Below are 16713 nucleotides of genomic sequence, written 5' to 3' on the forward strand. Positions count from 1 at the left end.
TGGTACTTGGCAATCTGCTTACTATAAAAATTGTACAAAAAAGTGGTCTAATAGAATTTTGTAACCCAGAGCTTTAAGGTTTGAAAAATTTAAAGTCGTAAGTTAAATGGATTATACTTTCTTTTTTGTATAACATTCAGCGAAAACCCCAAGTCACTCTCTGTAAAAAAAAATAGTATGCCTGATACAATCCATATCAGGGTGTTATTCCGTATGTATAATTGATTATAGGAATAACAAAGTCACTACTATGTCTTTTTTATCTCTCGTACTTAACATACTTAGCCTAATAATCAAACCATAAAATCTGAATTTAGATGAGCCGTATTGTCCAGCTGGATGGCCTCCGTGGCCTTTTTATCATTCTTATTACTATTAATCATGTTAATACACCTCTAACTGAGTTTACTTATCAGCCTCTGGGATATGTCTCTGCAGCTGAAGGTTTTGTCTTTCTATCTGGTTTGGTAGCAGGATTGGTTTATTACAAGAGGCTAGCCCGAACCGGACTAAGAAAGGTTGTTGTCGGAGCTATTCAGCGGGCGCGAACCATTTATATTTATCATCTCATCTCACTTTTTATTGTTTGTGCTGTAGGTTATTACTCTATTATTCACTATCACTATTGGACAGAAGTGCTAACCCGTTTTTTTCAAACCCCTGTCCAGTCACTTGTCCTAAGCCTGTTTTTACTTTATCAGCCTGATTTTTTAGATATTCTGCCGTTATACTGTCTATTGCTACTTTCTCTTCCTTTTCTGATGTACCAGTTCCGCAAAGGGAATAGTCGCTGGGTATTAGCAGTTAGCATAGGTATCTGGGGAATGAGCCAGTTGGGACTTGGGCTTAGCTATAAGGCCACCAAACTACTTGCAAGCTATCTGCCTGGTGCGGAATTGAGTTATATGGATATTTTTGCCTGGCAGATCCTGTTTGTAGCAGGTGTATATCTGGCATATAGAAGAGCCAGTGGCAATGAATTGCGTGTCCCTTCCTATATGATATGGCCGGCAATTGCTATCATCACTGTATTAACTTTGAATAGATTTAATGTACTGGGTAAAACTGAAGATATGTGGTGGAATTTAATTGACAAGCATCGCCTAGGTCCCTTGCGCCTGATTAATTTTGGGGCATTGGTAATTGTCATCGATTTTTTAATGCGATCCTACAGGGGATTATTTGCCCAATCCTGGCTGGTAATACTAGGTAAACATTCTTTACAGGTATTTTCGCTTCATATTGTTTTAATATTTTTATTATTACCTATGGTCGCTTATTATAGTGATAATAACTCAATAGCCTTATTAGCATTGGTTGGATTTATTCTGGTATGTTTATACCTATTGGCATGGGTACGGGAGAGAAAAAAACATGTGCAAAAAGTAGCAGTACTGGCATAGCTAGCCAAATTTCGGACCTGTAGAGCCGTGCCTGAAAAATAAAAAATATAAGTAGAATATCTCCTCTGAAATTTTGACAACTCTACTGACATAGGGTTGTCACTGGGGTGTAGTTTCTTTGTAAGGTAAACTAAATGACAACATTTAAACCCTTATGACTATGGCTACTACCAACATTCAGACCCAGGAAGCAGATCTGTCAACACTTGTAATTACAGCTGAAGAGCTATTGAATCACTGGCAAGGACATCGCCGGGTTACCCGCCGGGTAATAGAAGCATTTCCGGAAGATAAGTTATTTACGTATTCTATTGGCGGTATGCGCCCTTTCTCTGAACTGGTTATGGAGATGATTCATATTGCTGGTCCAGGAGTAAAAGGTGTGGCAACCGGAGAATGGAAGTCATTTGGAGAAGAAGACGAGTTTACAGGTGCTGCGCCTCAAACCAAAACAGAACTTTTGGCTCTTTGGGATAAAGTGACTGCCGTAATTGATTCTGTATGGCCTCAGATCCCGTTACATCGCTTTCATGAAGTAGAGGCAGCTTTTGGACAATATGAGGACTCTCTTTACTCAAGTGTTCTTTACTTTATCGACAATGAAATTCATCACAGAGGACAGGGATATGTATATCTGCGTTCACTGGGAATAACTCCTCCGGCTTTTTATGACAGAAGCTAAGTAAAAAATTCTCCATACAACATTCTCCGGTTACCCTATAGGGACTGGAGAATGTTGTATGGAGAGATAATAGAACAATTTGACTATACTGTTACTTTCTGGAAAATAGTAGGGCGGATCTGTTTCAATGGGACATCCATATTTGTTATAGATTCAGAGTGCCCCAGGAAGAAAAAACCTCCTGGTCTTAACTGCGTACACAAACGATTGAGTACCTGTTCCTGGGTAGCTTTATCAAAATAGATGATAACATTCCTGCAAAATATAATATCAAAGACCGGCAACGAATTGAAATCATCTTCCATAAAATTCAAGCGATCAAACTGAACTTTAGACCGTAAAGATGGAGCAACCCTCACAGTTCTATTAGTTGTATCCTTGCTTTTAAGAAGGTATTTCTGGCGAAGTAATAATGGAATAGGTGCAATTTTATCCTCTGTATACACCGCAGTGACGGCCTTTTGCAATACCTGTGTGGAAATATCTGTTCCATGAATATGAAAAGAAATAGGCGTGTGAGTACATGAATACTCACTTAATACCATTGCCAGTGTATATACTTCTTCTCCACTAGAACAACCTGCACTCCATACCCGTAAGGGATATGTACGATAATGCTTGTCTATAGAAGGTAATAATTGGGATTGGAGGAACGAAAAATGATTGGGCTCCCGAAAGAAATCTGTTTTATTGGTTGTGACCTGATCAATCATATGCACTAATTCTTGTTGCTTCCCCTGATCGCTGAAGATATAGTCACAATATTCCTTAAAAGATCCCATTTGTAAAGTGCTTAATCTTTTCTGTAAGCGACTTTCAAGCATTGTTTTTTTTATGGGAGATAACTTAATACCAACACGTTCATAAATAAATGCTGATAATCTGTTAAAGTCTGCATTGGTTAACTTTAGAGTATGGGTAAGTATCATGCTGGTTGTGAGTTTGAAAATGTAGCTGCTTAGTATAGTGGAATGATTATGACTATCTGATAACATCAAATCAGGAAAGATCTATTGTCCTTCCTGATTTGATGTTTGTTTATATCTAAGTCTTAATATTTCTCATATGATTCGTCAAGGGTATCTGCATGCATATTTAGCTGAACTCCCTTTACAAACTTATCTGATTTTTGAGTGGAATATACTTGTGACGGAGTAGCAGACTTATATTTGGATGAAGTCTCACGGTTACTTTTATTTCGGCGAGTTGTCTGATATTGATCTATTTGAAAGAAAGAGATTGCATCTTTGAGCGACTCTGCCTGAGACGAAAGTTCTTCTGCACTGGTTGCCATCTCTTCAGAAGATGCGGCATTTTGCTGAATTACCTGATTTAATTGTTGAATTGCACTATTAACCTGTTCTGCTCCTGCATTCTGCTCCATACTGGAAGCTGATATCTCTTGTACCAGCCGTGAAGTTTTGCTGATGTTAGGTACAATTTGTATCAATAGCTTACCGGATTTTTCTGCAATAGCTACACTGGATTTAGATAAAACATCAATGTCTGTGGCAGCCAGTTGACTCCTTTCTGCCAGTTTACGGACTTCAGCCGCCACAACCGCGAATCCTTTCCCATGTTCACCCGCACGTGCTGCCTCTACTGCCGCATTCAACGCCAATAGATTCGTCTGACGTGCTATTTCACCTATGATAGAAATCTTTTCAGCAATAATTTTCATGGAATCTACTGTCTGATTCACAGCCTGACTTCCCTCCTTAATATCTTCTGCTGCCTGTAAAGCTATTTTTTCGGTTTGTTGTGCGTTATCAGTATTCTGCTGGATATTCGCGGTCATCTCTTCCATTGAAGAAGATACTTCTTCAGCCGAAGCTGCCTGTTCAGTTGCCCCCTGAGCTACCTGCTGAGAAGATGCACTCATTTGGTAACTGGCAGAAGCAATATTGTCAGATGCTGTAGTAACATACCCTATTACTTCTTTTAATTTTACTACCATGTTTTGTAAAAACTGAAGTAGTTCTCCTATTTCATCTTTACTATTTGTATTGATAGTAATCATAAGATTTCCTTCAGAGATTGCCTTAATCGCTTCTTTTGCTTTGTTCAGAGAATCCGTAATAGAACGTATAATCCAGATCGAAATACCTGCAGCCAATACTATACTGAAGGCAAGCAGAATAACCATGTTTGTTCTTGCATTCGAATAAATCTGATCTGTTTCCAGTTTAGTTTGTGCAAGAGCTGCTTCATTCTTCTTTACTAACTGGTTCACTGCTGCAATTGCATCCAATGCTGCTGCCCTGCCCGTAGTCTTAGAGAGATGATATGCTGCGGTGTTGCTTGAATCAGTGTTCATCACTACCGCTAATATCTTTATTTTGCCATAGATCTTCTGGTACTCCTGCCATTTTTGAAGAAATTCATCTATCTGTTCATTTCCTTTTTCATCCGAAATAGCTTTTAACTGCTCAATGCGTGTAGTAAAAATTTCCAGACGTGTATCAACATCTTTAACAAGGTCCTGTAAGGTTTCTCTATCTTGTTCCAGTATAAAATCTTTTTCCCGCTTTGTGATAAACTGAACATCTTCTGCCAGCTTGCTTGCCAGCATGATACCTTTGGCATTTGTATCTACAATCAGATTAAGACGGTCATTTATTGTAGAAGCATTGGAGTTACCCAGATAGTATATCATGCCGGATAACAGTATTAGAATACTGAAAGCGAGAATCAGCTTCTGTTTAATTGTGAGTTGCATAAGAAAACGTTTTTAAGTACACTATTGATCACAAGATTAATTAGCAATTGGTTAAGACAAACAGATATCTTTCTGATTATATTACATTGTATAGTAGGATATTGATTCTCTTTCTCTAACTAATAGACAATAACATTACAGAAGAAATCAGTAATAAGCTTCATTATACAACTTAGGTACTTATCCACAATATTTCCTCTGATCCAGCCACTAGTATTTCTAACATGAAGAACTTCCTGAAAAATACTTATAAATTAATTTTATGCATTTATCAGGAAACAAATTGGATACACTAAGATTGTTTCTTATTCTTTCTAAGAGTTGCACATTTGAGAATATAAAGGTCTGATATTCTTCAGCTATTTGGTAACCGATATAGACAAGAATACTACCATGTAACTTATCCGTTTTTTTTTATTAAGTAAACAGAGTGTCAGATAGGAAAGAAGAATGGTATATAGGGCTATGAAGAAGAAATGAGCGGCACTTTAGTGGAAAATGCTTAATATCTGATGTATATAAATAAGTATTTTTTGTGAAGATCCTGGGTGAGTGTGTATGACAGATTAAAGAAAAACTATAACAAATAGCTTTGATGTATTATTATTTTCCAGAAACGAATAAATATAGTAACCATTTGTATATGAATTATATACAGCCGAACCAGTATTTTCCTATGAAGTGATATCAATTAAGGGGAGTTATAAATGAGAAAGTATAGAGAAATAAATGGAGATGCTAGTACTGAAAAAAGTCGTAATCTACCCCTTATTATGTCTCTTTTTCACCCGCTCAAAAAGGATTGCCTTGAGTAACTTTGTTCTAACAAAACAAGGTAACTAACTCAAATTTTAACTCATATGGCAAACCAGATTTTCATCAATCTCCCAGTGAAAGATCTTAAAAAGTCAATGGACTTCTTTACAAAACTGGGCTTTTCGTTTAACATGCAATTTACAGATGATACAGCTGCTTGCATGGTGATTTCCGAAACTATCTATTCCATGTTACTTACACATGATAAATTTAAGGAATTTACCAGCACCGATATCGCTGATACAAGCAAAGTAAGAGAAGTACTTACCTGCCTTGCCGTTGACAGCAAGGAAGAGGTCAATGCGATTACTGAAAAGGCAATCCATGCAGGGGCTATTGAAGAAAGAGAGGCTAAAGATTACGGTTTTATGTATTATAGAAGTTTTGCAGATCTGGACGGACATGTATGGGAAATGATGTGGATGGACCCCACTGCGGAGAATGGAACAGAAGCACAGGCTGATGCTACCATGGATAGTCATTCATAAATGAATGTATCGGCATTAAACAGAAGAGAGTTATATTATTCTACAAACTAGGTATTTAAAATCTATAGCTATGACAAACACACAAAAAATCGTTCCGTTTTTATGGTTTAATCATGAAGCAGAAGAAGCAGTACACTTCTATACTTCTTTATTTAAAGATTCAAAGATCGGCACTGTGGTACGGTATGGAGAAGAAGCGTCCAGAGCTAAAAGCGCTGTGATGACAATAGAATTTCAGCTTAATGGCCAGGAATTTATCGCGCTGAATGGAGGGCCTGAATTTAAATTTACAGAAGCACTTTCTCTCTTTATTAAGTGTGAAACCCAGGAAGAAGTAGATTATTTATGGGACAAACTTTCTGAAGGTGGCGAAAAAAGCCAATGTGGCTGGCTTAAGGATAAATACGGGTTGTCGTGGCAGGTAGTACCTACTGCTTTGCTGAAGATGATGCGGGATAAAGAGCCACAAAGAGCCAAACGGGTAATGGAAGCAATGATGAAAATGGATAAGATAGAGGTATCAATATTGGAAGAAGCTTATAATGCACAGGCTGCACAGGCTTGAGAGTATATGGCCAGTAGAAATCTACTGGCCATATACTTTTATTGTAGAATATACTCTTTTTATGTAAAGTGAGAATATTGGTAAATAATTATTCAGTATATAACCTATTTTCCTCCACCAGGACAATTTTTTTGTAAAAACTGAGTATATAAAGTGACTAGATGCCTTCCGGTCCCTTCGCCTTCATAAATACCATGTGTACGATTAGGATAAGGCATAACTTGAAACTGTTTATTGTGCTTGATAAGCTCATTGATCAGCAATTCTGCATTTTGATAATGTACATTATCATCTCCTGTTCCATGAATATATAAAAGATTACCTTGTAAATTTTTGGCATAAAAAATAGGAGATCCTTTAATAAAATCTTCCTGATTCTCTTGTGGAAGTCCCATATAACGTTCCTGATAAATATTATCATAGGAAAGCTGATTAGCCACTGCAGCAACAGCAATACCTGTTTTAAATATTTCAGGGTACTGAAATAATAAGTTTAAGGTAGCTGAACCTCCCCCACTCCATCCCCATACAGCCACGCGTGCAGGATCAACATAGGGCAGCTGCAGAATTTTCTTTGCAGCCATAGCCTGATCCTTAATATTTATACGACCAATCTGGCGATAGATAGCCTTACGCCACTGACGTCCCTTAGGAGCTGGCGTTCCTCTGTTATCAAAAGAGATGTAGATATATCCATCATTAGCCATATTGCCTCCATATAGAAAATTACGTTGACGTCCCCAAACATCTGTAACTGTTTGCGAAGCGGGTTCACCATACACATGAAAGACAATTGGATATTTTTTGCTGGCATCAAAGTTTGCTGGCTTTACCATCCATCCATCCAGCTCTACACCTTCTTCTGTAGTGACTTTGATAAATTCGATATTGGAAGCTTTTTTTGCATCAGCAGAGATCTTTTTGGTAATATCAGCAGAAGCATCTAAAGGTTTATGAGTTGGTAAAGAAATCCATTCTTGGGCAGGACGCGTATAATAGTTTGAAAACTGATGGAATGCATACTTGCCATTGGGAGAGATTTCATATTCATGAGTTCCCTCTTCTATAGCAGGTGATACTTGTTGTGCCTGCCCTTTACCTGTAAGATTCACTTTATACAGATACTGTTGAGTTGCATTCTTAGGAGAGGCCATAAAGTAAATCACACCAGTTTTTTCATCAATCTGTTTGATTTGAATTACATCATAGTTACCAGTAGTAATCAAAGATTCTTTTTTACCATCTCTGGCTATCCTATATATATGCCTCCAACCATCTTTTTCGCTGACCCAGATAAATTCTTTTCCACTATTAATCCATTCCCAGCCACTAGGATCATCATCATTCCAACGAGATTTTATATCAATCCATGCTTCATCTGTTTCTGTATAGATAGTAGAAGCAACTCCTGTCTGTACATTACAGTACATCAACTTACTGATATTTTGCTTACGATTTAACTGTTGCAAAACAACTTCAGAAGCCCCAGCCCATTCCATACGGGGGATATAATGTTGCCGGGAATCACCAGGAACTGCCATCCATACTGTATTGCCAGAGGCAACATCTACCACTCCAATCCGGCAGGCAGATGGCATCTCTCCAACCTTAGGATATTCAACAGGGATTACCTGTGAATAAATAGAATCAGTTGTATTGAGCATGTAGTAATCACGGATTGTATTGGCATCAATCTGCCAGAAGGCAATTCGTTGTCCGTCCGGACTCCAGCGAAACCCATCTCTACACCCAAATTCTTCTTCATAAGCCCAGTCAAATGTTCCATTGATTAGTTTACGGGTTCCATTGGTGGACGTTAGAGCTGAACTCTTCCCTGTAGCAACATCTTCTACATATACATTGTGTTCACTTACATAGGCTACTTTATTTCCATCAGGGGAAAACTTGGCAAACATCAAAGAAGACTGAGGACGATCTTTTCCAATCTGAGTGAATTGCTTTGACTTTAGATCCATGATCCAATAATCACCACGTGTTTCATAACGCCATACACGTTTCGTATTGGTAAAAATCAAAGCCTTCTGACCATCTTCTGATAATGTAAAGCTTTTTACAGTAAGTGGTACAGCCGAACCTGTTGGAACCAATTGTTCTTTAGTTACCAACACAGTTTGTCCACCTGTAGCCAGATTGGTTAAACTTATCTGTGAATCTTCATAATCATAATAGCCATTCCCATCTTTAGACCATTGCAGCGATTGTCCTACCTGCCCATGAATTTGAATAATTGATAAAAAAAGAAATAGAAACAAACCTACACTTCTCCGAAAAAGAATCATATACAGCAATAAAAGTTGAAAGTTGATGAAAAGTATAATGAAAGGCTAAATTATGAATATCCTATAAATAATAAGCGACATGGGTATGCTTGAATGTCTCCAGAATTTTATTTACTTAAGACTACGAATCTAGATAGAACATATTTACTTAGAAATTAAAAAAGGAATCTAACTTCTCTCTGAATAATACTGGATCTATCTCAAAAGAACCATCTATTGAAGAACTCCCAATTATAGCATCATAGGAATATGCATATGTTTTAGATAGCCAGTAATAGTGATTAGGTGCATAATTCCCTGGAAATATTTCTAATAAATTCAACTCTCCACCTCTGCGAAAGATAATATTTGTTAAACCTGCACCATGTAACCCAACAATATAACGAGCCTTGGAAAAATAGGAGATTTGTTCATTAAAGTCTAAATCATCACAATCAACAATCTCAAATCCATACTCTTTTGCAATAGTTTCTATTAATAGTGCATTGACTAAGTATCGACCTCTACTTACTTTTCTTGTCAGATATAATTTCAGTTCACCATCTGCATTTATTTCAGGAATATTCAGATAGTCTAAGACTCCGTCAAATTGCTCTTTTGAAAATGGCATCTTCTGAACAAAATATACCTCATTAGTTTTAACAAAAGTATAACGATCCTGAAGTATCCATTTTCTTTCAGATAGCGTTTTACTTCTTTTCAACATCTCCTGAAAGAAAGGTTTATGATATGTTTCTTCTGGAATTAGAATAGGAATGTCTTGAGAGATACCTAAGCGATCTAATAAAATCAATTGTCCTAGTAAATCACCGAATACATGCCAATAATTAAGCCATCCTTTGGCCATCATACGTAAAGAAATAATTGGGATATCAATCAATAAATCTTTCTTGGATCTAAAATGATATCCTATCCAGGAAGGGTAAGGTTCTGCAATCAGACTTTGATATGGAATTGATGGATAAATCAGCTGATCTGTAGCGATATCAATAGCCCATCCTTGTTTGGGCTCAATTATACAAGGTTTACGATGCACAAAAACATATTCACTCAGATATCCGATATGAGTTGTATAAGATTTATTTACAGATCGAAATTGCTCTTGAATAGCAGGGTTCAGATATCCAATACCTTCTTCGAAAAAACTAGGTTTAGGAGATTCTCTATAATAAAAATAGAGCTGCTTACTGTCTGGATTAAATACTTTAAAGTAATTAAATGATCCATCTGTGATCTTGGAAACTACTAGGCGAATGAATTTTGCAGAGGTAGAGGATACAGAAATCTTCGCATAGAGTTTTGCCAATATTTTAAGAAGAATACCTTTGATACTAGTAATATTTTTTCCCACTTATCAGAAATTTTATTCCAAATGATTTTTTATAATAAATTATATACAGTGAAACTGGAAGTATGTCCCGGCAAAAGTAGAAAAATATACATAAATTAGAGGCTTACAATATGTTAAACAGTGTGTATCGATCAAATTATTTAATGATCAATATTCGCCTTTTTTATGACACTAAACACTGTATCGATTTTCCATTCAAGCAACTGCTCTCTAAAATGATGATGAAGCATTTTATCTATTGAGTTTCTCTCCTTACGAGAAAAGAATTTTACTTTATATGCATTCGTCCTGACTGCATTAACCTGACGATATACCAGCAAATGCTGCTTTTTGGGCGCCATTAATGTATCAACATCTTGCTGAATGCGTTCAATACGTTTCTTATTGTTGCCAAACAGAACTTCAAAAATATTTAGGTCCAGATACAGGTCTGCAGGCCCGTTCATAGTATAGGATCCACTTAGTTTAAATTCAGATATATTATTGTCAAGCTTTACTCCCGGAGTAAAGAATTTATCCTTGCTAAAAAGAAAATGTGCATGGACATCATTAAAGTACATATGCTCTGTTTTTTTCTTTTTCACAAAACGCAGAGCCTGCTGAAGAGGTACTACATTGATTAACTCCATATTTCGAATCAATGCACTGGAATACAGCGTAGTTTGAGATAGACGGGGCGCAAACGAATTATCCAGTTTGGTATGGACAGACAGATTACAATCAACTTCTCCTCGTATATTATGACTATGAAGCAGATCTAGATTTAATTCATCTGCAGCCTTAAATAAACTATACAGATTTATACGTTGCAGCTTTGCCCGCAAATGCACAGGAACTTCTCTGGCTCTGTTACTCCAGTTAATAGTTCCCTGTAAGGCTATTTTCCCATCAAATGCATTGATGCCAAAATCATCAACAACAGCATGACTTCGGTATATTCGTGTTTTAAAAGCTAACTCATACCCATTCAACTGATAATAGTGTAATCTCTCGGATCTTACTTCAAGATCTACCTGGTAGTTTGTTGGAAATATAATCCATGGTTGATAAACGGAATGAGATTTTACTGAAGATATATTCTTCTCAGCCTTACCGGGAATGCGGCGTGGTAACAAATGTCCAATTGCAGCAATCTGTTTCATTAACTTTTCAAGATTCAGGTAGTTGTATGTCAACTTAATAGAAAAAAGAGGATCTAAAATCTGAATTGAGTTTGCTGGTTGTGATAGTAAATGAAACTGTCCACTTCCAGATGCTTTTCCATTCAAAGTCGTCTCAAATTTTAGGTCTGATATATCTACGTGCTCATTTTCCTTTTGAATCTGCATCGTAAGCTTTTGAATATTCTCCTCTCCTGGTAATCGTAATTGGCTAACAGACAGAGTTACCCCAATATCTGCCCCTTGAATCAATGCCTGTAAATAAGGTGATAGTTCTTTATTTACAGAAGGATTATAAGATAAAGAAGAGAGAAAGTTTTTCTTACTGGATAATCTTTGTCCAATTGCACTTTTCAAATCAAGTTCTTCAATTTGAATAATTCCTTTTAAGCTACTTTGGTTAAGTTTATTCAAATCATTTGGTAAATAAAGTTTCCCCTCAAATTTTCCTTGCCTCCAACTCCCAGCCAGATGAGTGAAGTTTAAGGCAGTTTCTGTACTTTGTAAATGTGAATTAAGATTATATATAGTATCATTTCCGACTAATAATTTACTACACTGAACCTTTATATCTGTCTGAATAAATGGAGGAAGGAGAGTCTTTTGTTGTATCGGGCCAGTTCCAGACAAATGAAAAGTATGTACCAGAGCTTTCTTTTTAGAGAGTAAGATAGAAGATGATGCAACAAATAATCCCTGAAACCATTCTGTATTAATTTGTCTGGCATTTAATGTGGATATTATTTTAACGACAGGTTGAAAACCAGCTATATATGCTAACAGATTTTGTATTGTTCCAGAAGCTGAAACAGGCTGATTATGGATACGTCCGTACAAATTCTGTATGTGTAATAAATTATTGGCAAACTTCATATCAGCATTTACATGAGTTGCCTGAAAAGTATTACTTCCAGTCCAGGAACCATTTTGGATTTTCAAAGTACCATTCCATTTAAGTCTTTTTGAGAAATAACCAGCTATTGGAGAATGAAGGGGTCCTTCCATAGCCATATTCCCCATAATACTGCCTTGGTAAGAAGAGGGACTGGGTATAGCAACAATTGTAGCCAGCACAGGAATAGCAAGGTATCCTTGTATTGCTAGCTTGATAGATGGATAGTCAAAATTTGTTATCTGTAAATTACCATCTAGTGTATTAGAATCCGTTTGACAACGAAATGAAGAAATTCGAATATAGCTGGTACGAGGTGTTTGATCTTTTCCATTATCAAGTTCACCTCTCAGATCTATATGTTTCAGTTCAACAGGGCTTTTTGACCACGATATATTTCCATCCGCAACCACAAAAGCTAAATGTGTATGCGGACGTAAAGTAGGGCTACTATTTCCGGTAATGGAGTAGTGAAATTTCACCTTGCTGTTGCTGGATACCTGAGCAAGATAAGGTTTAAGTTTACCAGGTAACGCTTCATTCAGTAATTCTGTTAATCCTAGCTGACCCTGCAAATCTATAGCGAGTGAAACACCTTGTTTACTGCGCTTATGAGTCCCCATTATCGAGATTGTATCCTGATGCACCTGTATAGCACTCTTATATAGAGTACCTTTTTTCTCTTTTACATTGTATACATAGTGAGCTGTAGCAGTAAATGGCCATCCCTGAAAAAGTGTTATATTCTGATTCTTTATATATTCTGATTCTCCCTGAAGTGTGCCTTTTACTAAGAGACTATCACCTGCATAACTTGCAGATAAAGAGGCGTTTTTAACAAGAACAGAGAATGCACTTTGCTTATATTTATTCAGTGTGCGCACTTGCACATCTGAGATCTCAATTTGAGGAAATTCAAATCGAGCGGCAGTGGCAATAACTGATCCGGAGGTTTTACGCTTTTTGAAACGAAATCCCGTTTTATGTCCTACTGAATCAATCTCCTGATAAAAACGGATTCCTTTTAGTTGAATATTCTGCAGGGGAACTGTATCCCTCTTAATATCCTGTAGATTAACTGTAAATTTTGCCTGCTTAACTCCCAGTACCTGTAATGGAACAGAAAACGTTGTATCAACAACAGATAATTGTTCAAAAGTAAAAGTTACATGCGGAAAGTGAGAAAATAATGAAATACGAGTAGTGAAGTGCTGTAGACGCAGGTCTGAATACAAAGCAAATTGTTTCCTTAAATAGGAAGCAGCTCTTTCTTCATAAAAGCGAGGTAATGTCCATAATAGTACAGCAAGGATAGTTGTCAGAATTAACAGACAGTAAAAAAATATCCGAAAACCTTTGGCAACTGTCATAAAGATTCCTGTGATAGAATATCCGCTTCAGGAAGCACTATCTTTCAATAAAGATGAAACATAATTTTACATTCAGTATTTAGTGTTCTTTATTCATACTATAGAAACACTTACATACAAAAACCGTTGATATTTATAACGTAGTACCTATACATAAAGATACAAATCACTCTCCTATCTTCTGATTAATCCCAATAAAGAAAGATATGTAATTTGACTAACAAACATAAAAAAGGATTACCTCACAACACATGATAAATAACCATTGTGAGATAACCCTTTTACACTGAAATGCCAATGGTAAAAGATTAATTCTTTTTATTCAATATACTCTTTAACTCATTAAGTTTAAGCAATGCTTCAATAGGTGTCAGTGTATTTACATCTACTTTTTCCAAAGTATCCGCTACTCTTTGTAAAGTAGGATCTGCTTCAAACAAAGTAAACTGGACATTGTTTTTAGGTACTTCCCGAACACGTTCTTCAGCCTGTTGACGAATCTTGTCTGTCTCCAGATGGTGCATAATTTCATTTGCTCTTAATACTACATTTTGAGGCATACCCGCCATCTGAGCCACATGAATACCAAAACTGTGTTCACTTCCTCCTTCTTTTAACTTACGCAGGAAGACTACCTTATTCCCAACTTCTTTTACAGATACATTGTAATTTTTTATGCGTGGAAAATCCTCAGCTAGTTGGTTAAGTTCATGATAATGGGTTGCAAACAATGTTTTTGCCTTGTATTTAGGATGGTTATGCAAATACTCTACAATAGACCAAGCAATTGAGATCCCATCATATGTACTTGTTCCTCGTCCAATCTCATCCATCAGTACTAAACTCCTTTCACTAAGGTTGTTCAGAATACTGGCAGTCTCTGTCATCTCTACCATAAAAGTAGATTCACCACGAGACAAATTATCAGAAGCTCCAACACGTGTAAACACCTTATCTACCAGTCCAATAGTTGCTTCTTCGGCAGGAACAAAACTTCCCATCTGCGCCATTAATACAATCAGTGCAGTCTGACGTAACAAAGCAGACTTACCTGCCATATTGGGACCTGTAATTACAATGATCTGTTGTGTTTCGTCATTAAGTAATATACTATTAGGCACATAACTTTCTCCTAATGGTAGTTGCTGCTCAATAACAGGATGGCGACCTTCTTTGATATTTACTTCTTTGTTATCACGTATATGTGGTCGAACATAACGATTCTTTACAGCCACTCGTGCAAAAGATAGTAAACAATCCAGCATAGCTAATCCGAAGGCATTTTGCTGAATCTGAGCAGTATACTCACTGGCTGCCAGTACAAGTTCATTAAACAACTGCTGCTCAATCTGAAAAATCTGATCTTCAGCATTCAGAATTTTTTCCTCATATACTTTGAGTTCTTCTGTAATGTAACGTTCTGCATTGACAAGTGTTTGTTTACGCAACCAGGTGTTCGGAACTTTGTGCTTATGTGCATTACTCACTTCCAGATAATAACCAAAAACTTTATTATAAGATACTTTCAGCGAAGTAATACCAGTAGCTGCAATTTCCCGCTGTTGAATTTGTAACAGATAATCTTTACCTGAGAAAGCTAATTTATGTAATTCATCCAATTCAGCATTTACACCCTCTTTTAACATACCACCCTGATTAGTAACAGCAGGAGCATCTTCACGCAACTCTTTTTCAAGCCGTTCTACCAATGGCAAACAAGGATGTAATCGGTCTGCCAAACGCTTTAACTGAGGCAATTCACTATTCGCCAACCAATCTTTAATAGGCCCAATTTGAGTAAGGGACTTCTTTAACTGACATAGATCACGTGGATTTGCTCTACGAACAGCAACCCGGGAAATTAGTCGCTCGATATCGCCAACAGCTTTCATATGTTTCAGAACCTCCTCCTGTAAGTCTTCGTTCTGCACAAACTCATTCACAACTTCCAGACGTTCCTCTATCAGCTTTTTCTCTTTCAAAGGTAATACCAGCCATTTACGCATTAATCGGCTTCCCATTGGAGTAACTGTCTGATCCAGTACCTGAATCAAGGGCACTCCGCCCTCCTGTTGTGGATATACAAGCTCCAGGTTACGAATCGTAAATTTATCAAGCCATACATACCGCTCTTCATCCAGACGGGCAATATGAGCAATATGCTTGAGATTTTTGTGTTCCGCTTCAGCAAGATAATGGAGTACACTTCCTGCTGCAACAATGCCTTCCGAAAGATTTTCAATTCCAAATCCTTTCAGCGAGGTTGTCTTGAAATGTTGAGTCAATGTATTATATCCATGATCATGAGTAAATACCCAGTCTTCCAACGCATAGGTAATATATTTATCACCAAAGGAGTCAAAGAACTGTGTCTTCTGAGGTTTACAATAAAGAATCTCTGCAGGCAGAAATCCCTGTAATAGTTTTTCGATATAGTTCAGATCTCCTTGGGTTGTAAAAAATTCTCCTGTTGAGGCATCTAGAAAAGCTACACCAATAACTTCTTTGGCAAAGTAAATAGCAGACAAATAATTATTTCGTTTTGTATCCAGTACATTATCGCTGAAAGCAACACCTGGAGTTACCAACTCAGTTACCCCACGTTTTACCAAACCTTTGGCAAATTTAGGATCTTCCAGTTGATCACAAATGGCCACTCTTTGCCCAGCACGTACCAGTTTCGCTAGATATCCTTCCAGTGCATGATGAGGAAATCCAGCCAAGGGAACTTCAGAAGCCGCTCCATTGGATCGTTTGGTAAGAACAATATCTAAAATCTTACTTGTTTTAATGGCATCATCGCCAAATGTCTCATAAAAATCCCCCACTCTGAATAATAGCAATGCCCCTGGATATTTTACCTTAAACTGGTTGTATTGCTTCATCAGAGGTGTTTCTTCTGTCTTCATATTATAGGTATAGTGATTACAAGTGCAGGAACAGCAAATGCTGTACGTAATTTTTATC

Annotated in this window: 10 protein-coding genes; 4 read left to right on the forward strand and 6 right to left on the reverse strand. The window is 37.0% G+C overall.

Annotated elements, in window-relative coordinates; genetic code table 11:
- Positions 1 to 317 precede the first annotated feature (317 nt).
- Positions 318 to 1403 carry an OpgC domain-containing protein gene (gene opgC, locus QNI22_RS27330; protein WP_314515688.1) on the forward strand — a complete coding sequence of 362 codons (1086 nt, stop codon included), beginning with the start codon at positions 318 to 320 and terminating at the stop codon, positions 1401 to 1403.
- A 160-nt stretch (positions 1404 to 1563) separates the two neighbouring features.
- Positions 1564 to 2085 (forward strand): DinB family protein, encoded by a 522-nt coding sequence (locus tag QNI22_RS27335; protein ID WP_314515690.1) that lies wholly within the window; start codon positions 1564 to 1566, stop codon positions 2083 to 2085.
- A gap of 83 nt (positions 2086 to 2168) precedes the next feature.
- Here QNI22_RS27335 and QNI22_RS27340 read toward each other — a convergent pair whose 3' ends face one another.
- On the reverse strand, positions 2169 to 3014 hold the full coding sequence (locus QNI22_RS27340; RefSeq protein WP_314515693.1) for a CheR family methyltransferase: 846 nt from the start codon (positions 3012 to 3014) through the stop codon (positions 2169 to 2171).
- Positions 3015 to 3136: 122 nt separating this feature from the next.
- Positions 3137 to 4804 carry a methyl-accepting chemotaxis protein gene (locus QNI22_RS27345; protein WP_314515695.1) on the reverse strand — a complete coding sequence of 556 codons (1668 nt, stop codon included), beginning with the start codon at positions 4802 to 4804 and terminating at the stop codon, positions 3137 to 3139.
- An 860-nt stretch (positions 4805 to 5664) separates the two neighbouring features.
- Here QNI22_RS27345 and QNI22_RS27350 point away from each other — a divergent pair.
- Positions 5665 to 6108, forward strand: a complete 444-nt coding sequence (locus tag QNI22_RS27350; RefSeq protein WP_314515697.1) for a VOC family protein — start codon at positions 5665 to 5667, stop codon at positions 6106 to 6108.
- Positions 6109 to 6178: 70 nt separating this feature from the next.
- The gene (locus QNI22_RS27355) at positions 6179 to 6673 is read left to right on the forward strand and encodes a VOC family protein (RefSeq protein WP_314515699.1); all 495 of its coding nucleotides are present in this window, start codon (positions 6179 to 6181) and stop codon (positions 6671 to 6673) included.
- A gap of 104 nt (positions 6674 to 6777) precedes the next feature.
- Here the strand turns inward: QNI22_RS27355 and QNI22_RS27360 are convergent, their stop codons facing one another.
- From QNI22_RS27360 to mutS, 4 genes are all read right to left on the reverse strand, one after another.
- Positions 6778 to 8973, reverse strand: a complete 2196-nt coding sequence (locus QNI22_RS27360) for a S9 family peptidase (RefSeq protein ID WP_314515700.1) — start codon at positions 8971 to 8973, stop codon at positions 6778 to 6780.
- Between the two features lie 148 nt (positions 8974 to 9121).
- Positions 9122 to 10279 carry a glycosyltransferase family 61 protein gene (locus QNI22_RS27365; RefSeq protein ID WP_314515703.1) on the reverse strand — a complete coding sequence of 386 codons (1158 nt, stop codon included), beginning with the start codon at positions 10277 to 10279 and terminating at the stop codon, positions 9122 to 9124.
- Positions 10280 to 10464: 185 nt separating this feature from the next.
- Entirely contained in the window at positions 10465 to 13746 is a 3282-nt protein-coding gene (locus QNI22_RS27370; protein ID WP_314515706.1) for an AsmA-like C-terminal region-containing protein, read from the reverse strand.
- Positions 13747 to 14054: 308 nt separating this feature from the next.
- Complete coding sequence (gene mutS, locus QNI22_RS27375) at positions 14055 to 16655, reverse strand: DNA mismatch repair protein MutS (protein WP_314515707.1); 2601 nt, start codon at positions 16653 to 16655, stop codon at positions 14055 to 14057.
- Positions 16656 to 16713 lie beyond the last annotated feature (58 nt).

The organism is Xanthocytophaga agilis (genome assembly GCF_030068605.1).
Classification (GTDB): domain Bacteria; phylum Bacteroidota; class Bacteroidia; order Cytophagales; family 172606-1; genus Xanthocytophaga; species Xanthocytophaga agilis.